Origin of the sequence: Bradyrhizobium tropiciagri (assembly GCF_001189845.1) — a bacterium.
GTDB classification, from domain to species: domain Bacteria; phylum Pseudomonadota; class Alphaproteobacteria; order Rhizobiales; family Xanthobacteraceae; genus Bradyrhizobium; species Bradyrhizobium tropiciagri.
Map to the genome: position 1 here is coordinate 73,311 of NZ_LFLZ01000035.1, position 18,229 is coordinate 91,539.

Annotated in this window: 17 protein-coding genes and 1 pseudogene; 12 read left to right on the top strand and 6 right to left on the bottom strand. The window is 66.2% G+C overall.

The annotated features are described in order from the left end of the window. Positions 1-125 precede the first annotated feature (125 nt). Positions 126-2,567, bottom strand: a complete 2,442-nt coding sequence (locus AKN84_RS25640; protein WP_128971147.1) for a sensor domain-containing protein — start codon at positions 2,565-2,567, stop codon at positions 126-128. 334 nt (positions 2,568-2,901) lie between these two features. On the opposite strand from AKN84_RS25640, the gene AKN84_RS25645 reads away from it, so the two are divergent. Both AKN84_RS25645 and AKN84_RS25650 read left to right on the top strand, forming a co-directional pair. Then, positions 2,902-3,111 carry a hypervirulence associated TUDOR domain-containing protein gene (locus AKN84_RS25645; protein ID WP_050423359.1) on the top strand — a complete coding sequence of 70 codons (210 nt, stop codon included), beginning with the start codon at positions 2,902-2,904 and terminating at the stop codon, positions 3,109-3,111. A 12-nt stretch (positions 3,112-3,123) separates the two neighbouring features. After that, the gene (locus tag AKN84_RS25650) at positions 3,124-3,672 is read left to right on the top strand and encodes a DUF488 domain-containing protein (protein ID WP_050423360.1); all 549 of its coding nucleotides are present in this window, start codon (positions 3,124-3,126) and stop codon (positions 3,670-3,672) included. 78 nt (positions 3,673-3,750) lie between these two features. Here the strand turns inward: AKN84_RS25650 and AKN84_RS49305 are convergent, their stop codons facing one another. Then, complete coding sequence (locus AKN84_RS49305) at positions 3,751-4,152, bottom strand: hypothetical protein (protein WP_244485487.1); 402 nt, start codon at positions 4,150-4,152, stop codon at positions 3,751-3,753. Here AKN84_RS49305 and AKN84_RS25660 point away from each other — a divergent pair. After that, positions 4,129-4,695: a UDP-galactopyranose mutase gene (locus AKN84_RS25660; protein WP_050423362.1), complete on the top strand. Its 567-nt coding sequence runs from the start codon at positions 4,129-4,131 to the stop codon at positions 4,693-4,695. The genes AKN84_RS49305 and AKN84_RS25660 overlap by 24 nt on opposite strands. A gap of 65 nt (positions 4,696-4,760) precedes the next feature. After that, positions 4,761-6,031: pseudogene (locus AKN84_RS25665) on the top strand (serine hydrolase domain-containing protein). Between the two features lie 102 nt (positions 6,032-6,133). Here AKN84_RS25665 and AKN84_RS25670 read toward each other — a convergent pair. Next, the gene (locus tag AKN84_RS25670; protein ID WP_050423363.1) at positions 6,134-6,415 is read right to left on the bottom strand and encodes a hypothetical protein; all 282 of its coding nucleotides are present in this window, start codon (positions 6,413-6,415) and stop codon (positions 6,134-6,136) included. Positions 6,416-6,864: 449 nt separating this feature from the next. Here AKN84_RS25670 and AKN84_RS25675 point away from each other — a divergent pair, with 449 nt between their 5' ends. After that, positions 6,865-8,166, top strand: coding sequence for a PQQ-dependent sugar dehydrogenase (locus AKN84_RS25675; protein WP_050423364.1), 1,302 nt, complete (start codon positions 6,865-6,867; stop codon positions 8,164-8,166). A 13-nt stretch (positions 8,167-8,179) separates the two neighbouring features. Here AKN84_RS25675 and AKN84_RS25680 read toward each other — a convergent pair whose 3' ends face one another. The 3 genes from AKN84_RS25680 to AKN84_RS25690 form a co-directional block, all read right to left on the bottom strand. Then, positions 8,180-8,629, bottom strand: coding sequence for a tautomerase family protein (locus AKN84_RS25680; RefSeq protein ID WP_050423365.1), 450 nt, complete (start codon positions 8,627-8,629; stop codon positions 8,180-8,182). A gap of 89 nt (positions 8,630-8,718) precedes the next feature. Next, positions 8,719-9,573 carry an alpha/beta fold hydrolase gene (locus AKN84_RS25685; RefSeq protein WP_050423366.1) on the bottom strand — a complete coding sequence of 285 codons (855 nt, stop codon included), beginning with the start codon at positions 9,571-9,573 and terminating at the stop codon, positions 8,719-8,721. A 43-nt stretch (positions 9,574-9,616) separates the two neighbouring features. Then, complete coding sequence (locus tag AKN84_RS25690; protein WP_050423367.1) at positions 9,617-10,321, bottom strand: alpha/beta fold hydrolase; 705 nt, start codon at positions 10,319-10,321, stop codon at positions 9,617-9,619. Positions 10,322-10,491: 170 nt separating this feature from the next. On the opposite strand from AKN84_RS25690, the gene AKN84_RS25695 reads away from it, so the two are divergent. The 7 genes from AKN84_RS25695 (at position 10,492) to AKN84_RS25725 (ending at position 18,040) form a co-directional block, all read left to right on the top strand. Next, a complete protein-coding gene (locus AKN84_RS25695; RefSeq protein ID WP_050423368.1) occupies positions 10,492-11,100 on the top strand; it encodes a CGNR zinc finger domain-containing protein in 609 nt (202 codons plus the stop codon). A 398-nt stretch (positions 11,101-11,498) separates the two neighbouring features. Continuing rightward, positions 11,499-11,858, top strand: a complete 360-nt coding sequence (locus tag AKN84_RS25700) for a hypothetical protein (protein ID WP_050423369.1) — start codon at positions 11,499-11,501, stop codon at positions 11,856-11,858. Positions 11,859-12,092: 234 nt separating this feature from the next. Beyond that, positions 12,093-13,544, top strand: a complete 1,452-nt coding sequence (locus tag AKN84_RS25705) for a phenylacetate--CoA ligase family protein (RefSeq protein WP_128971150.1) — start codon at positions 12,093-12,095, stop codon at positions 13,542-13,544. A 23-nt stretch (positions 13,545-13,567) separates the two neighbouring features. Beyond that, complete coding sequence (locus AKN84_RS25710) at positions 13,568-14,365, top strand: ABC transporter permease (protein WP_050423382.1); 798 nt, start codon at positions 13,568-13,570, stop codon at positions 14,363-14,365. 71 nt (positions 14,366-14,436) lie between these two features. Further along, positions 14,437-15,204, top strand: a complete 768-nt coding sequence (locus AKN84_RS25715) for an ABC transporter ATP-binding protein (protein WP_050423383.1) — start codon at positions 14,437-14,439, stop codon at positions 15,202-15,204. Continuing rightward, positions 15,204-15,797: a GNAT family N-acetyltransferase gene (locus AKN84_RS25720; protein ID WP_050423371.1), complete on the top strand. Its 594-nt coding sequence runs from the start codon at positions 15,204-15,206 to the stop codon at positions 15,795-15,797. The genes AKN84_RS25715 and AKN84_RS25720 overlap by 1 nt, the downstream gene beginning before the upstream one ends. Before the next feature lie 188 nt (positions 15,798-15,985). Beyond that, on the top strand, positions 15,986-18,040 hold the full coding sequence (locus AKN84_RS25725; RefSeq protein ID WP_050423372.1) for a DEAD/DEAH box helicase: 2,055 nt from the start codon (positions 15,986-15,988) through the stop codon (positions 18,038-18,040). Positions 18,041-18,229 lie beyond the last annotated feature (189 nt).

Genomic DNA, 18,229 nt, shown 5'->3' on the forward strand with positions numbered 1-18,229 from the left:
AACTCTCAACCCGTAGTACCCCTCAGATTCCATAAATGCCAAGGGTTTAACTATTTGAATTGTTGCCTGAAATTCCGCTGGCTTGGAGCGATTCTGCACGGTTCCTGACCCCACAGTGCCAAACCCTAGAGCCGATTCCTTCTCGGCTGGATCCGGTACGCTTCGCGCTCGATGCCGGCGGCCACCAGCGGTGCCTTGTCGGCGGCGATCGGCGGGGAAAACACGAAGCCCTGCACCAGGTCGCAATCGAGCCCGCCGAGCACGTCGACCTCGGCCGGCAACTCGGCGCCCTCCGCCACGACGGTCATGCCGAGGCCATGCGACAGCGCGATGATGCCGCCGAGCAGCTTGCGCTTCTCCGGCGCGGTGGAAATGCCTTCCACGAAGGCGCGGTCCACCTTCAGGCAGTCGAACGGCAGGCGCGTCAGATAGCCGAGCGAGGAATAGCCCGAGCCGAAATCGTCCAGCGCCAGCCGGGCGCCCAGATCGGAGAGCGCCGTCAGCGTGCGGCTGATCCGCTGCTCGGTATGATCCACGAACAGGCTTTCGGTCAATTCCAGGCAGAGCAGCTCCGCCGGGAAGCCGGTCTCCGCCAGCGCGGCCGCGACCGCCGTCTCGAAATCCACGTTCCAGATCTGCGCCGGCGAGACATTGACCGAGACGGTGCGCGGCGGCAGCCCCGCATCGAGCCAGGCACGGCCCTGCCGGCAGGCCTCGCGCAGCACCCACAGGCCGAGATCGACGATGAGGCCGGAGCTTTCGGCGATCGGGATGAACTCCGCCGGCGAGATCGGCCCGCGCTCGGGATGGGTCCAGCGCAGCAGCGCCTCGAAGCCGGTGACGCGGCCGGTCCGCAGGTCGAGCTGCGGCTGGTAATGGGCCTCGAGCGTGCCGGCCTCTACGGCGTGGCGCAGATGCCGGCCGAGATCGAGCCGTTGATCGACCGCCTGGGCATAGACCGGCTCGAACAGCTGGGCCCGGCCGCGCCCGGCCTCCTTGGCCATGTAGAGCGCGAGGTCCGCGTTGCGCACGGCCGTCTCCGCCGTCGCGCCATGCTCCGGCAGGCGGGCGATGCCGATGGTGGCGCCGACGACGGCCTCGCCCTCGGTGAGATCGACCGGAACCGACAGCTTGCCGATCAGCCGGTTGGCAAGTCCGGTCAGCGCGGCGTCGGACATGCTGCGTCCCTCCGCCAGCACGGCGAACTCGTCGCCGCCGAGCCGGGCGATGAAGGCGCGCGGCCCCAAATCCTGCCGCAGCGCCGCGGCCACCTGGATCAGCAATTTGTCGCCGGCGGCATGGCCGAGGGAATCATTGACCTCCTTGAAGCGATCGAGATCGATCAGCAGCAGCGCGCCGCCCCGGCCTTCCACGGCGCAGTCCTCGATCATGGCGGCGAGCTGGCGCGTGAACAGCGCGCGATTGGCAAGCCCGGTCAACGGGTCGCTGTAGGCGAGCTGCTCGAGCTGGCGCTCGGCCTCCTTGCGCTCGGTAACATCCTGCACGGTGCCGATGATGCCGACGACCTTATCGTGGACGATCTCTGCCTTGCAGATCACGGCCAGGTCGCGGGCGGTGCCGTCGGCGTGCAGGATGCGCAGGTCCGTGGCCTCGGTCCTGCGGGTGCGGAGCACCCGCTTCTGCACCTCGCGGAAGCGGTCGGCGTCGCCGCCCAGGAAACGGGGCCTGATGTTGTCATCGGTCGGGGCGAACGTATCGGGGTCGAAGCCGAGCAGCTGATAGAGCTCGGGCGCCCAGGTCGTACGGCCGGTGTCCAGCCGGTAGCTCCAGGTGCCGATCTTGCCGAGCCGCTGGGCTTCCTCCAGCGCCCGCGTGCGCTGGTCGAGCAACGCCTTGGCCGCCCTGAGCTGGGTGATGTCGCTGGCCGTGCCGCGATAGCCGAGAAAGCTGCCGTCATCGGCGTAGATTGGCTTGCCGCTGGTGCAGATGCTGACGCGCGAGCCGTCCTTGCCGATCAACGTATAGATGAAGTCGCGAAAAGGGCGATGGGCCTCCATGTCGGCCCGGTGCTGCGCCATGCCTTCCGCGTCCTCGGGCGCATAAGCCAGCTCCCAGCGCGCCTTCCCGCCGGAGGCCACCGTCTGGAAGGCCGCATTGCCGGGAAGCGATTTGGGATAGGGCAGCAGCCGATGGTCGGGGGCGCTTTCCCAGCACCAGTCCGAGGCGGTAGAGACAAAATCAGCCAGCCGTTGCTCGCTCTCGGCCAGGCGGCGCAGCGCGGAGGTTTCCTCCGTGACGTCGCGGACAATGCCGGACACGCGCCGGACCTGACCGCGCGCGTCGAATTCCGGCTCGCCATGCACCACGCAGTCGAGCACGCTGCCGTCGGACCTGCGCAGCCGCGTCTGCACCGCATAGGGCTGCCCCTCCGCCCAGCAGGCTGCGTAATGCGCCTCCAGAACCTTCCGGCTTTCGGGCAAATAGCGCTCGCGCACCGTGGCGATGGGGATGAAGCCGTCGACCGTCTTGAACTCGTAGAACGCGGCGAATTCGGGCGATATCCAGACATCGGTCGCGGTGGCACTGTGTGATTCCCAGTACCCCATGCGGGCCATTCTGATGGCGCACCGCAATGACCGTTCCTCATTCCAGCGTCGACGCGCTACCCGCGTGAGGGCCTGCCCCTGCGGCAGTTTACGAGCGGCCATCGGTCCCCAACCAAAACGCCAGCGTACAATTTACGCGGCAAACTCGTTAGCATATCGCGCGACAACCTTGGAGCGATGCAGGTCACAGTCGGGGGAGCTTCCGCAGATTTGGTATAGTATCGGTGAATCCTGCAACCGGTATTAGGTATGCGAGGAACTTAACCTGGATGAAACTTTTGTTGCCGCGGTAGCTCGTTGCCTTGGCATGCCGCGCACGAAGGACGCTTGAAAAATGACCAGGAGATTCAAGGTCGGCGATCACGTCAGCTGGAATTCCGAGGCCGGACGCGTCTCGGGCACCATCATCAGGATTCACACGCGTGATTTCGATTACAAGGGGCACACGCACCGCGCCTCGGAGGCCGATCCGCAATACGAGATCAAAAGCGACAAGACCGATCATGTCGCGGCCCACAAGGGCAGCGCGCTCCATCCTGCGTAGCAGAGGCGCGGCGTGGCGCTTCCGTTCTTCACGATAGGTCATTCGAACCGCAGTCTCGAGGATTTCGTCGCCGTCCTCACCGCGGCCGGCATCGACCGTGTCGTCGACATCAGAACGGTGCCGCGCTCGCGAACCAATCCGCAGTTCAACAAGGACACGCTTCCCGGTTCGCTCAAGGCCGCGGGCATCTCGTATGAGCATCTGGCCGATCTCGGCGGGCTGCGCGGCAAGGCGCGCAGCGTGCCGCCTTCGGTCAATGGCTTCTGGAGCAACGAGAGCTTTCACAACTACGCGGACTACGCGCTGTCGCCGCAGTTTCACGCGGGCCTGCAGCATTTGCGCGACGAAGGGCACGGGCAGCGCTGCGCGATGATGTGCTCCGAATCGGTGTGGTGGCGCTGCCACCGCCGTATCGTCTCCGACTATCTGATCGCGTCGGGCGAGACCGTCGTCCACCTCATGGGGGAAGGCCGCCTCGAGCCCGCCCGCCTCACCGAAGGCGCCGTCGTGCAGGGCGATGGGACGGTGGTCTATCCGGCGACAGGGCAATTGGACTTGTGAAAGCGGAGCTAGCGGCTGCCGCATTACGCAGCCGTTGTCGATCGCCACCGCCACTCGTAGCGAGGCAGAAGCGAGCGGTCAAGCCGCCTGCTTCGGCGTCCAGACGCCGGCCGGCACCGGCTCGGCCGGCAACAGGCCAGCGCCGGCGGCGCCCGCGATCGACATCGTGATCTCGTGGATGTCCTGCAACGACCGTTGCATCGAGAACCGCGGATAGAGCTCGCTCATCGTGGTGGCGGTCGCAGCCTGCGCCGCGGCAGGATCGGCCAGCACGGCCTCGACCGCGGCGGCGATGCTGGTCGTGTCCTGGCCGAAGCCGTAGCGGGTACGATGCGGCATCTCCGCAGTCGAGAAGCGGTTTGTATCGAACACCGGCACGGTGCCGGCGCCGAGCGCGAAGAACACCCGGTCATGCACCGACAGGTCGATATTGGGATTGAGCGAGACCGCGGCGAGATGGCCGCCCAAGCCTTCGCGCATCGCATCGAAGGTCATCGCGCCGAGCACGCGGGCCGGGCGTCCGGCGACGTCGAGATCGCTCCAGCCGCCATCTTCGGTTATGCCAGCGGCCATCTCGGCTGGCGCACCGTCGACTTCGCGCGCGAGGTGCACGAGGTCGCCGATTTCCAGGGCGCGGCGGTCATCAACTATGCCGACGCCGAGGTGCCGCTCACAAGGATCCACGAGTTCAGGCATCTGCATCCGGAGCGGGCGCATGAAGGGAAGCGGACCACGATCTACCGGGAATATTCCCGCTTCGCCGGCCGCAGCGACGAGCCGTATTATCCGATCAACACCACCGCCGACCGCGCCATGCTCGCGTCCTATCACGCCATGACGGCGGCGCATCCGAACGTCATCTTCGGGGGCCGGCTCGGCTCCTACAAATATCTCGACATGCACCAGGCGATCGGTGCTGCGCTGAAGACGTTCGAGCGCGAGGTCGAGCCGTTCTTCGCAGGAGACATGCGCACCGACGGCACCGCCGCGCGCGGCCACGCCTTGTCGGCCTTGTCGGCGTGATCTAATCCTGCGAGCTGCGGGCCGCGAACTACATAACAATCGCCCGCGGTCCCGGTGAGGAAACAATGCGAAAGATCGTCATTGCCGCGGCTGCCGCCGCCACGAGTCTTGTCTTCAACATCGCTCATGCCGCGCCGCCGCTGCCGGAAGCTTCGGCGCATCAGGCGGGCTTCTCGGACCAGGGGCTGGCGCGGCTCGATGACTTCTTCGCACGCAAGATCGCGGCCAAGCGCGTGCCCGGCGCCGTGGTGGCGATCGCGCGCGACGGCAAGCTCGTGCACTACAAGGCCTACGGCCAGCTCGACCCGGTCAAGGGCACGGCGATGCCGATCGATGCCGTGTTCGCGCTGGCCTCGATGACCAAGCCGATGGCGGCGGTCGCAGGTCTCACGCTGATGGAGCAGGGCCGGCTGCCGCTGCAGGCCAAGGTCGCCGAGTATTATCCGGCATTCGCCGACATGAAGGTCGGCGTCCAGCAGGCCGATGGTTCGTTGACGATGGAGCCGCAGGCGCGTCCGATCTTCGTCCACGATCTCTATCGCCACACCTCCGGCCTGATGTACGGCGGCCGGCCCGACAGCTCGAGCGCGCTGGCCCGGCTCTATCCCGACGGCACCGCGCCGGCGGTCGAGGGCGACACGGCGGCCTTCATCGACCGCATCACCAAGCTGCCGCTGGTGCATCAGCCCGGCACCGAGTTCGAGTACGGCTTCTCGATCGACGTGCTCGGCGCCGTCGTCGAGAAGGTTTCCAGCCAGCCGCTCGGCGACTATCTTGCCGCCAATGTCTGGAAACCGCTCGGCATGACGGAGGCGACGTTCCACCCGAGCGATGCCCAGCGCACGCGGCTGGCGCGGCCGTTCCCCAACGATCCGCTGACCGGCAAGCCGCAAGCGATCAAGCTGCTCGACACGCCGACCAAGTTCGATTGCGGCGGCGCCTGCTCGTTCGCGACCGTCGGCGATTATGTCCGATTCGGGCAGATGCTGCTCAATGGCGGCGAGCTCGACGGCAAGCGCATCCTCAGCCCGCAGACGGTGCATCACATGACGTCGAACCATCTCGGCCCGAGATCAAGAACAACGTCGCCGCGGTCGAGCCGCATCGCGCCGGCTTCGGCTTCGGGCTGGCGGTCGCGGTGCGCACCAGCGAGGGGTTGTCGTCGGTGCCGGGCAATCCCGGCGAGTTCACCTGGAACGGCGCCTACGGCACGCAGTTCTTCTGCGATCCGAAGGAGCGACTCGTCGTGGTGGTCGGAACCGCAGCGCCCGGCGAGCTGCGCAAATATTATCGCGAGAATGTGCAGGACATCGTCTACGGCGCGATGGTGAATTGACCGTCGTCCAGGTTGCCGGAGAGAGCTTCGCGCACGGCGGTCCGCCGAACGGCAAAAGACCCGTCGCTCGATCCGAGCGACGGGCCTTCAAATTTGCGTGGCTCACCACTGCCGGTAGACGCCGGTCAGCGTGCCGTTGTTGTTCCCTTCAGGGCCAACGTCGCCCTGTGTCGAGCTTGGCGCCGGATGGTTGCTGCCGTTCATCGCGCCATACCAGCCGGGTTCATTGTACATGACCTGCGGCTGATAGGTCTCGTAGCGCGGGCCGCCATAGTACCGTGGGCCGGGGTTCCCATAGGAATAGTAGCCCTGCGCGAACGCACCTGCCGTCGTTGCGATTAGCGACGCCGCGGCCAGAGCCAGGATCTTGGTGTTCCGTTGCATTCATACACTCCTTGCTGGTGTCGCGACCAACAATCGCCGCGGAGCAGCGTTCCTGATCTGCCATGCAGCTGACGAAGATGAATTTGCACGGAGGTGGGATCAGGATTTGGTGAAGAGCCTTGCGCTGTGAGACTGGCGCGCGGGCTCTGCCCGGTCGCATGCATCCGCTGGATCGCTATGCTTTTCCAGCTATAACGGTCCACGGCAAGCTGCGCCCGAGCTGGGCGGTTCGTAAAAGGAAGCCCGCCGACCGGGGCGGGCAAGGTCTCAGGGAGGAAAACGCTCTGACAAGGGAGCGTGCAGCCAGTCTCCTCGATTCGAGTGCGGCTGCGAAGATCGTATAACTACTGTCATCAGGGCCGGCATTATGCGAATGCTGCTGCGGGCCGCGGCCGGCCGGCAAGGCAATAACAAGGCGCAATAACCGGCGCGAATAACAGGGGAAGTTCATGAGCACGTCTGGAGTTTTTGCCCGCGTCGTCGCGGCGATCGGGGCCGGCGCCGTGGCATGGCGTCGGATGCAGGGCGCGCAGCCCGCGCCCGCCTGGGGCAACGCGCCGCAGATTCCGGCGGCGAAGTCGCAGGGCGCGATCCCGACGCTGAAGATGCCGACCGCCAGGGGCTGGGACAGGGGCCAGCTTCCGACCGCCGCGCCCGGGCTCAAGGTCAACGCCTTCGCGACCGGGCTCGATCATCCGCGCTGGATCAACGTGCTGCCGAACGGCGACGTGCTGATCGCGGAGGCGACGCAGATCGCAGGCACGCCGCGCAGCGTCTTCCACTATGCGATGCAGGCGACGATGCGCCGCGCCGCGGCGCTTGGCGTCAGCGCCAACCGCATCACGCTGCTGCGCGACCGCGATGGCGACGGTGTCGCCGAAAGCCGTGGCGCCTTCATGGAGGGGCTGCGCCAGCCGTTCGGCATGGCGCTGATCGGCGATACCTTCTATGTCGGCAACACCGACGGCGTGGTTGCGTTTCCCTACACCGCGGGCGCCGATCGCATCACGGCGGAGGGACGCAAGCTCGTCACCTTCAAGCCTGACGGGCACTGGACGCGCAGCATGCTGCCGAGCGCCGACGGCAAGAAGCTCTATGCCGGCGTCGGCTCGCTCAGCAACATCGCCGAGAACGGCATGGCGGTCGAGCAAGGCCGCGCCGCCGTCTATGAACTCGATCTCGTCGCCGGCACCAGCCGCATCTTCGCCGGCGGCCTGCGCAATCCGGTCGGGCTCGCATGGGAGCCGACCACCAATGTGCTCTGGACCGTCGTCAACGAGCGCGATGGCATCGGCGACGAGACACCGCCGGATTATCTGACCTCGGTGCGCGACGGCGGCTTCTACGGCTGGCCCTATTGCTATTGGGGGCAGACGGTGGACGATCGCGTGCCGCAGGACCCGGCGATGGTCGCCAAGGCGATCCAGCCGGACTATGCGCTCGGCGGCCACACCGCCTCGCTCGGCCTGTGCTGGATGCCCAAGGGCACGCTGCCCGGTTTCCCCGACGGCATGGTGATCGGCCAGCACGGTTCGTGGAATCGCTCGACGCTGTCGGGCTACAAGGTGGTGTTCGTGCCGTTCGAGAACGGCCGTCCGTCCGGTCCGGCGCGGGACATCCTGTCGGGCTTCCTCGCGCCCGACGAGAAGGTCTCCTACGGCCGCCCGGTCGGCGTGACGATCGGTCCTGATCGCTCGCTGCTGGTGGCCGACGACGTCGGCAACGTGATCTGGCGCGTCACTGGCGCGTAGTCGTCGCGCGGGCTCAGCGCTGCCTGGTGATCGACTGCATGAACACGCGGTCGGCCTCCGGCAGCGCGTCGGTCCAGGCCGGCTCGTCGCCGGGTTCGGGCAGCACATTCCCGAACTCGATCATCTGCCGCGGCTGCAGCTCGTTGAGATAGATCCAGACCGCGCGCTTGCTGTCGACACTAGCGGCGGCTCCGACCGCGTCGGCCATCAGCTTGATCATCCGCGTCTTGTCGACCGCCGCGCGGCCGGAGCGGATGTGGCCGTAGACGAAGATATGGTCATGCGCGACCGGAACGCCGCCCATGAACCAGTTGCCCTGGGTGATCTCGTTGAAGATCACCTGCGCGAAATAGCTCGGTGCGCCGGTCACCTCGGCGTGGATCCGGGTGATCTCACCCGCGATCCGGCTCTTCTGCGCCGCCGTGAGGCGGCCCTGCGCGCTGGTGCAGAAATAGGTTGGCATCTGCGTGACCCCGGCTGGACGTCGATGAGCTCGAGCATCCGCACAGCAATCGGCGCCGTCAAGCGGGGATCAAGCATCCTCGACGCGCGTCAGCGGCTCAGGAATTCGCGGATAGCTTCCGCGATCTCGGCTGCATGGGTCTCGAGCGCGAAGTGGCCGGTGTCGAAGAATTTGACGACGGCCTTTGGGTTGTCGCGCTTGAACGCCTCGGCGCCCGGCGGCAGGAAGAACGGATCGTTCTTGCCCCACACCGCGAGGAACGGCGGCTGGTGGATGCGGAAATAATTCTGGAAGGTCGGGTAGAGCGCGACGTTGCTCTTGTAGTCGCCGAACAGGTCGAGCTGCACGTCATGCGCGCCCGGCCGCGCCATGTAGTAATTGTCGAGGTTCTGTCCATCGGGCGACACGACCAGCGGATCCGATGTGCCGTGGGTGTACTGCCAGCGCGTGGTCTCGGGTGTCAGGAACGCGCGCAACGCATCGCGGTTCGCCTGCGAAGGATCCCGCCAATAGGCCTTGATCGGCGTCCAGCCGTCGCTGAGGCCTTCCTCATAGGCATTGCCGTTCTGCGAGATAACAGCGGTGATCCGCTCGGGATGCTTGAGTGCGAGGCGGAAGCCGGTCGGTGCGCCATAGTCGAACACATAGACCGCGTAGCGATCAAAACCGATCACCTCGGTGAAGCGATCGATCACGCCGGCGATGCTGTCGAACGTGTAGTCGAACGCTTCGCGCGGCGGCATGTCCGACTGGCCGAAGCCGGGCAGGTCCGGCGCCACGATGTGGAATTTGTCCGCGAGCAGCGGGATCAGATCGCGGAACATGTGCCCCGCGCTCGGGAAGCCGTGCAGCAAAAGCAGCTTTGGCCCGCCGGGCGAGCCGGCCTCGCGATAGAACACGTTGAAGCCATCGACATCGGCGGTGCGATAGTTGACGTGGGACATCTGTCACTCCTTGTGGTCGTGATTGCGGGGAAGCTTTGCGGCGTCAGGATTTGGTCTGCCTGGCAACTTCGCTGACCGCCTCTCGGATCAAGTCGGTGACGAGCTTCGGTGCCGTGACGATCGGCGTGTGATCGACAGGGTGTGACCGCACGGTCGCCTTCATGCGGGCCGCCATGCTGCGTTGGGTCTCGGGCGCGATCATCCGGTCGTTCTCGGCGACCAGGAACCAGCTCGGAACGTCCTTCCAGAGCGGACGGCCGACCGGCACGGTGATGCAGGCCGGCGAGATCGGCCGCTGCACGGCGGCGAGCACCGCGAGCTCATCGGACCGCGCGCCCTGCGCGAAGGCCGACGCAAAGGCGGCCTCAGGCAGCCAGATCAGGCCGTTGGCGTCGGGCGCGAGTTTCGGTGCGAACGGATGCGGCGGCGCACGATAGAACATTTCGGCGACGGTCTCGCCTTCGTCAGGCGCGAGCGCCGCGACATAGACCAGCGCCTTGACGCGCGGCGAGCGGGTCTCGGCGATCACGGCGCCGGTATAGGCGTGGCCCGCCAGCACGACCGGTCCCTCGACCCTATCCAGCGAGCGATTCAGCGCGGCGACGTCGTCCGCCAGCGAAGTCAGCGGCAGCGGTGTCGCGACGGCCGCGATGCCCTCGGCGTCGAGCGCCGTGATCACCCGCGCCCAGCTCGACCCGTCGGCCCATGCGCCATGGGCAAGCACCACGCTGACATCCTTGTTCGACATCGTTCGCTCCCGTTGCTCCCTTAGTAGTAACCTGTCAAATGCCATTTTATAGGTTATGGCACTTATGATCCAATGTGTGTAACTTGTCAATAGGCCTTAATCAGGTTATTCGTGACGATGCCGAAAGGCCCGTCCAGGAGGACATCACCGTGCAATCCCACCCGCCCGCGATGTTCATCGCCGACAGTTTGGGTCTCGATTTCATCAATTCGATCGCGACCCCGGTCGATACGCCGGTCGACTGGATCGCCGACGGCGACGGCCTGTTGCGCTGGCTCGCGCAGGCGAAGCTGGTGCCTTCGGATGTGCTCGACGAGCTCAAGGCGCGCGCGACGCCGGGCGAACTCGACGATGTCGCCGATCAGGCCCGCGATCTGCGCGAATGGTTTCGCGGCTTCGTGCGCAAGCATATGGGCAAGCCGCTGCAGCCGCGGGCGCTCAAGGAATTGGAGCCGTTGAACCGGCTGCTCGAAAGCGATCAGGCATTCAGCCGGATCGTGCCGCATCGTCACGACGATCATGACGGCTTCGCGCTCGAACGGACGCGGCGCTGGCGCTCGGCCGAAACGCTGCTGCTGCCGATCGGCGAGGCGATGGCCAAGGTGGTCTGCGAGGAGAGCTTTTCAGACATCAAGGCGTGTGAGGGCCCGGCCTGCACGCTGATGTTTGCCGATCACACGCGGGCGCGGGCGCGCCGCTGGTGCAGCATGGCGATCTGCGGCAACCGCGCCAAGCAGGCCGCGCACCGCAGCCGGATGAAGGACAAGGGCGGAGCATGATCCGGACCCGGAGGGCCACGTTAGCACAAAGTGCGTAGCGGCTTTCCCTCGTGACAAACGCGGAACCCGTTTGCGCGGAGATCACGCTCAAAACAAAGCGGCCAACCCAACAGGAGAGCCGCAGGTCGTCGGCGACAATCTCGACCATGTCGCCAACCAATTGATCCGGCGTTATGGCGCTAAAGGGTAACGACCGCTGACGGATTTCGCGGCGGGGGGGGGGGCAACAACTAACAACCCCTCGAGGCCCGATCGCTCGGAAGCGCATAAAACCGGAATGAAATCCATAGCGGTTCTCAACCATGCCCCTTGAGCCTTCCTCAACTTCCCCGGCCGATGCTTGGCCCGCTGCAGGGAATCGACATGGGATCGACACGGGATCGACAAGGAGCTTGAGCATGCCGGCCAAGGCACGAACGACCGCACGAACGACCGCGAGCAACGCCACCGCGCAATCGCGCGAGGATATCCTGAACGCGCGGGCCATCAGCACGCTGGGCGCCGGCGTCGTCAACGCGATGAGCGCGGTCGGCGCCGCCGTCATCAAGAAGCACAAGCCGGCGCTCGGCAAGAGTCCGGATTGGTTCTGGCACATGTTTGCGAAATGCGAGGCCAAGGCGGCGCGCGTCGCCGAGCAGGCCGCGCGCGATCCGGAGGCCTGCGGCGATGCCACCTTCATCGAGGTCTATGCCGCGCAATTGCCGAAGCTGATGACGGCGGCGCTCGAGAGCCACGAGAAGGCGCTCAAGGTGAAGTGACGTAGCTCCGCCAAGACATCTTCAGCACATGCTAACTCGATCATCTAGGGCGGGTTAGCGCCAGCGTAACCCGCCGCTGCTGGATCCGAGAGAGCAATGGCGGGTTACGGCTTCCGCCTAACCCGCCCTACGTCGCTGCGATCCACGTGTGACACGTGTCACGGCGGCCACGCGCGCCGCACGCCATTGATAGCGCCATGAACGGGCGGTGCCCCGTCAATCATGGAGCTGAAAATGACGTCCACCCTTGCAATCAGCACTTCCGATGACGGCCTTGCTCTGGTGCCGGAGCACGATCAGGCCGTCGCGTCCCTCGTCCCCGCTCTGCCGCAGCGCCAGTTCTGGGAGACCGAGCACACCCGGCCGGACTTCCAGCCGTCCAACGATGCCGCGCCGGAACTGGTCGCGGCCACCGCAAACTATCTCGGCGAATGCATGCGGCATCCCTATCTGCCGGTGTCCGAGATCCGCGCGCGGCAGTTCGCCCGCATCAAGGAGCTGGTCGAGCTCGCCTACCGCGACATTGCGGTCTACCGCGCCAAGTATGATGCGGCGGGCTTCAAGCCCGAGCATCTGCGCGACTATGACGACATCCAGAAGATCCCGGTCATCACCAAGCCCGAGCTGGTCGCGGCCTTCCCTGACCAGTGCGTCAACAAGAAGTACAAGCCGGAACACCTGTTTCCGACCCGCTCGTCGGGCTCGTCCGGCCAGACCCTGTTGATCCGCGTCGACTATGACGCCGTCATCACCGACACCATCCAGGGCGTCCGCCAGTTCGCGATGCAGAGCGGCGGCAATTACCGCGCCGAGGACCTGCTCGCCCATGTCTACACCGTGCCGTGGTGGTTCGATTCGATCGGCGGCGACTATCCGACCGCGTTCATCTCGAACCTGATCCCGCCGGCGCGCGTCGCCCAGCATCTGCGCTATCTCGGGCCGAAGATCCTGTCGCTCTATCCGTCGAGCCTCGATGCGCTGATGCCGCATGTCGACGAGTTCCGTTCTTCGCTCAACCTCGCGGTGACGCATTCGGAATACTCCTCGCGCGCCGCGCGTCAGGAATGGTCGCGCCAGCTCGGCGTGCCCGTGCTCGACGAATATTCCTCCGAGGAGGCGACGCGGATCGCGCTCGAGATGCCAGGTGGCCAGTATCACGTCTGCGAGGACACCGTGCATCTCGACGTGCTCGATCCCGTCACGATGGAGCCGCAGGCTCCCGGCCAGTCCGGCATTGCCGTGATCACCAATCTGCTCAACGAGGCGATGCCGTTCATCCGCTACGTGCAGGGCGACTACATCACGCGGCCGGCCAATCCCGCACCGTCCGATATCAACTGGTCGCAGATCGCCAGCATCGACGGCCGGCTCAACGACGCCTTCGTCAACCGCGACGGCCGCAAGGTGCCGGCCGGCAGCATCCTCGACGCGACCTATCGCTGGATGTTCGACTGCAACCTGCATCTGGCGCAGTTCGAGATCGTGCAGCGTGGCGTCGATCTCGTCGAGGCACGCGTCGTGCTCGGCCAGGATACGCCGCTGTGCCGGCTGCACAGTTCGGTCGCGCATCTGGAGGACCTGCTCGCGGCCTGCCTCGAGCATCCGGTCCGGGTGCAGGCCAACGCGCTGCTGGCGTTTCCGCCCAAGGTCGGCAAGCGCCGCCCGATCCGCCGCGAGTTCGACTGATGCAAGCCATCTGGATGGGTGCCATGACACAGTCACTGAACCGCATCGCCGCGATGACGGCGCGCTATTACTACATCCTGCGCTCGTCATCGCTGCGGTTGCTCGAGATCATCTACTGGCCGGCGATGCAGATGCTGGTGTGGGGTTTCCTCTACACCTACCTCTATGACAGCAAGTCGGCGATGGCCTCCACCGCCGGCCTCTTGCTCGGCGCGGTCCTGCTCTGGGACGTGCTGTTCCGCGGCCAGCTCGGCTTCACCTTCACCTTCCTGGAGGAGATCTGGTCGCGCAACCTCGCCAATCTGATGATGAGCCCGTTGCAGCCGTTCGAGCTCGCGGCATCGCTGATGCTGATGAGCCTGATCCGGCTGGTGATCGGCACGCTGCCGGTGATGCTGCTGACATTCGTGCTGTTCGGCTTCAATGTCTTCGCGATGGGGCCGGGGCTGCTCGCGTTCTTCCTCAACCTGGTGCTGACCAGCTGGGCGATCGGGCTCATCGTCGCGGGCCTCGTGATCCGGCAGGGCTTTGGTGCCGAGAGCCTTGCCTACTCGATCATGATCGTGCTGCTGCCGCTGTGCTGCGTCTACTATCCGGTTGCGGCGCTGCCGCTCTGGCTGCATCCAGTCGCCTGGTCGCTGACGCCGACCTATGTGTTCGAGGGCATGCGCGCCGTGCTGCTCGACGGCACCTTCCGCACTGATTTGATGATCGAATGCCTCGCGCTCAATGCCGTCTATCTCGGCGTTGGCTTCACCACATTCGTCGCCCTGCTGCAGAGCGCCCGCCACAAGGGCGGCCTGCTCACCATGGGCGAGTAGGGGAGATATCCATGAGCCGCATCGAACGCTTTCTGCCCCGCCGGCACCTGACGTCCATGTCGCCGAATACCATGCCCGCGCAGAACAACGCGCCGGACCGACCCAATCCCGATGAAACACCGGCGATCGCGGTCGAGGGCCTCTGCAAGCAGTACCGCACCCATTGGGCGGTCGACGAGGTCAACTTCATTGTGCCCAAGGGCTGGACCGTCGGCCTGCTCGGCGGCAACGGCGCCGGCAAGACCACCACCATCGCCATGATCATGGGCCTCGTGGTCCCAAGCTTCGGCCGCGCCATGGTGCTCGGTCACGACATGGCGACCGAGCGGCACAGGGTGCTCAGCCGGATGAATTTCGAAAGCCCTTATGTCGCGCTGCCGGGGCGGCTCACCGTGCGCCAGAATCTGATGGTGTTCGGGCGGCTGTATGGTGTCGCCAACCTCAAGGCCCGGATCGAGGAGCTGATCGAGGATTTCGAGCTCGGCGACGTGCTCGACCGCGTCACCGGGCGGCTCTCCGCCGGCCAGAAGACCCGCGTCGCGGTCGCGAAGGCGCTGATCAACGATCCCGAGGTGCTGCTGCTCGACGAGCCGACGGCATCGCTCGATCCCGACCGCGCCGAGTGGGGTGCGCAGCCGGCTGCGCGCCTATCAAAGCGCCGCGGCGCCACCATCCTGTTGTCCTCGCACAACATGACCGAGGTCGAGCAACTCTGCGACTTCGTCGTGATCATGAGCCACGGCCGCGTCGTCGCGATGGGGCGTCCAGGCGAACTCGCCGAGCACTTCAAGTGCCGGGACCTCGACGAGGTCTTCATCTATCTGGCGAGGGTGGCGTGATGTCCTCATTTGGTTCTCCGAACGACAGACCGGTTGCGATCCGCAGGGAACGCCGTTCGGACGTGGCGGCGCGAGAGAGTCTGCTCGACGCCGCATTCGGTCCTGGCCGCTTCGCCAAGACCTCGGAGCGGCTGCGCGAGGGCCGCAAGCCTGCGCGCGGCCTCGCGTTTGTCGCGCGCCGTGGCGGCCGCCTGGTCGGCACATTGCGGCTGTGGCCGGTCGTGACCGCTACCGGTCATGCCTGCCTGCTGCTCGGCCCGCTTGCGGTGGCCGAGGAGGCGCGATGCCTCGGCATCGGCGCCGCGCTGATGCGCCAGGCGTTGCAGCGGGCCGATCTGCTCGGTCATCGCGCCCTCATCCTGGTCGGCGACGCAGCCTATTACGACCGCTTCGGCTTTTCGGCCGCGCAGACTGCCGCGCTCCGCATGCCCGGCCCCTACGAGCGGGATCGCCTGCTGGCCTGCGAGCTGGTGCCGGGCGCGCTGCGCGGGGCGGGCGGGCTGATTGCTCCGGCCAGCCTGCCGCTATCGCGGTTGTCCGGATTAATGGACCGGATTGCCGGCAGCCAGGCCCCGATCGGGCAGCCGGCCTGATCCGCGGCACCTTTTCCGCCAAGGAGGGCCTTTTCCGTCATGGGAAGGCTCTGAGGGCATGGCGATTTGGCCGGTCTTGGCGTAAAGCAGCGCCAAATCGTCATGCGGCTGTGCCGCCTGCCGGGTACGCAGCCTCAGGTCGTCCCGCTCGACGTTCTGCGCCCGGATCAACCAAGGTTTCCCATCTCGTGCCCTTCCCGACCACAAGTTCGCCGCTCGCCCGCGCCCTGGCTGAGCGCAACTACGAACAACCCACCCCCGTCCAGCTCGCCGTGCTCGCGGACGACGCCGTCGGCCGTGACCTCCTGGTTTCGGCCCAGACCGGCTCCGGCAAGACCGTTGCCTACGGATTGGCCATGGCAAAGGATCTGCTCGGCGACGCCGAGCGGTTCGAGCCGGCCGGCGCTCCGCTGGCGCTGATCGTCGCGCCGACACGCGAGCTCGCCCTGCAGGTTCAGCTCGAACTCGCATGGCTCTATGAACATGCTGACGCACGCGTCGTTTCCTGCGTCGGCGGCATGGATCCGCGCCGCGAGCAGCGCGAGCTTGCGGCAGGCGCCCACATCGTGGTCGGAACGCCCGGCCGGTTGTGCGATCATTTGCGCCGTGGCCGTCTCGACATCTCGGGATTGCGCGTCGTCGTGCTCGACGAGGCCGACGAGATGCTCAATCTCGGCTTCCGCGAGGACATGGAATTCATTCTCGAGACCACGCCCGACACCCGCCGCACGCTGCTGTTCTCGGCGACGTTTCCGCGCGGCATCGTCGCGCTGGCCAGGCAGTATCAGCAACAGGCGTTCCGCATCGAGGTCGCGGGCGACGAGGGCGGTCACGCCGACATCGAGTACCGCGCCATCCGCGTCGCTGCCGACGACGTCGAGCACGCGGTCGTCAACGTGCTGCGCTTCCATGAGGCGCCGAGCGCGCTGGTGTTTTGCAACACCCGCGAAGCCGTGAGGCATTTGCAGGCGGCGCTGCTGGAGCGCGGGTTTTCCGTCGCCGCGCTGTCGGGCGAAATGACCCAGAACGAGCGGACCCAGGCGCTGCAGGCGTTGCGTGACGGACGCTCGCGGGTTTGCGTCGCGACCGACGTCGCGGCGCGCGGCATCGATTTGCCGAGCCTCGATCTCGTGATTCATGCCGATCTGCCGAAGGACCCCGAGGTGATGCAGCATCGCTCGGGCCGCACCGGCCGTGCCGGCCGCAAGGGCGTCAGCATCCTGCTCGTACCGCCGGCACGGCGGCGGCGCGCCGAATTGCTGCTCGATCTCGCCGGCATCGACATTGTCTGGGGCACCGCGCCGCAGGCCGACGAGATCCGCAAGCTCGACCATGATCGCCTGTTGAAGGACGCGGTGTTCTCGGAAGAGGCGACATCGGACGATCTGGTTCTCGCGCAGACCTTGCTCGCCGAACGCTCGCCCGAAGCAATCGCCGCGGCGCTGGCCCGGCTCTATCGCGCGCGGCTGCCGGCGCCCGAAGACATCCTCGATCCCGGCGAGGGACGGGGCCGCGAGCGCGGGGAGCGCCCCTCGCGCCGTGATGACCGCGCCGCCGGGCCGCGATCGAAGACCGGCAAGTCTCCGCGCCACGGCATGGAGGAGGCCACGGTCTGGTTCCGCGCCGCGATCGGGCGCCGCAAGAATGCCGAAGCCCGCTGGCTGCTGCCGATGATCTGCCGCCGTGGCGGCATCGACAAGCGCGACATCGGCGCCATCAAGATCATGGATACGACCACCGAATTCGAGATCGCCGCGCGGGTCGCGGATTCCTTCGCCGTCAAGATCAAGCGTCCGGACAAGGAAGACAGCATCCGCATCGAGCCGCTGGCGGACACCCCGCAGGGCGAGGCGCGCGCCGAGAAGCCGGCGCGCAGGCCCAAGCCCGATCCCAGGGCCGATTCTTGGCGCGATCAGGGCGACGGCGGGCTCCGCGCGCCGCGCAGTGACGAGCCGCGTGATCACACGGCAGCAAAGCGCCACGGCAAGCCGGATCGCGAGGCCAAAGCGTTTTCGAGGGAAGGTGCGAGCGGTTCGCGCGAAGACCACGCCTCAAAGCGAGAACCCAGAGCCCCGTTCCGATTCGATCGGAACGAAAAGGGTGCGAGGCCGACATCGGGCGATGAGCCCAGGTTCGGCAAGAAAAAGAAGCATCGGGGCAAGGCCGGACACACGCAGTGGCCGGACGTGTCCGCCGCAAAACCAAAGTTCGGCAAGAAGCCCAAGAAGAAGCGGCGGGGCTGAGTTGGCGGCTGATGCGGCAGAGCCGCGTGCTTTGCTTGCGGCGATGATGGCGGCAAGCGCCGAACGCAGCGCGCCGCGAGAGTCACGGGACGTGCCACATTCTCAGCGTCGTCCCGGCGAAGGCCGGGACCCATAACCACCGAATGCTCGTTGTTGCGTGACGCTGCGGCCACAATCCCATTCACAATC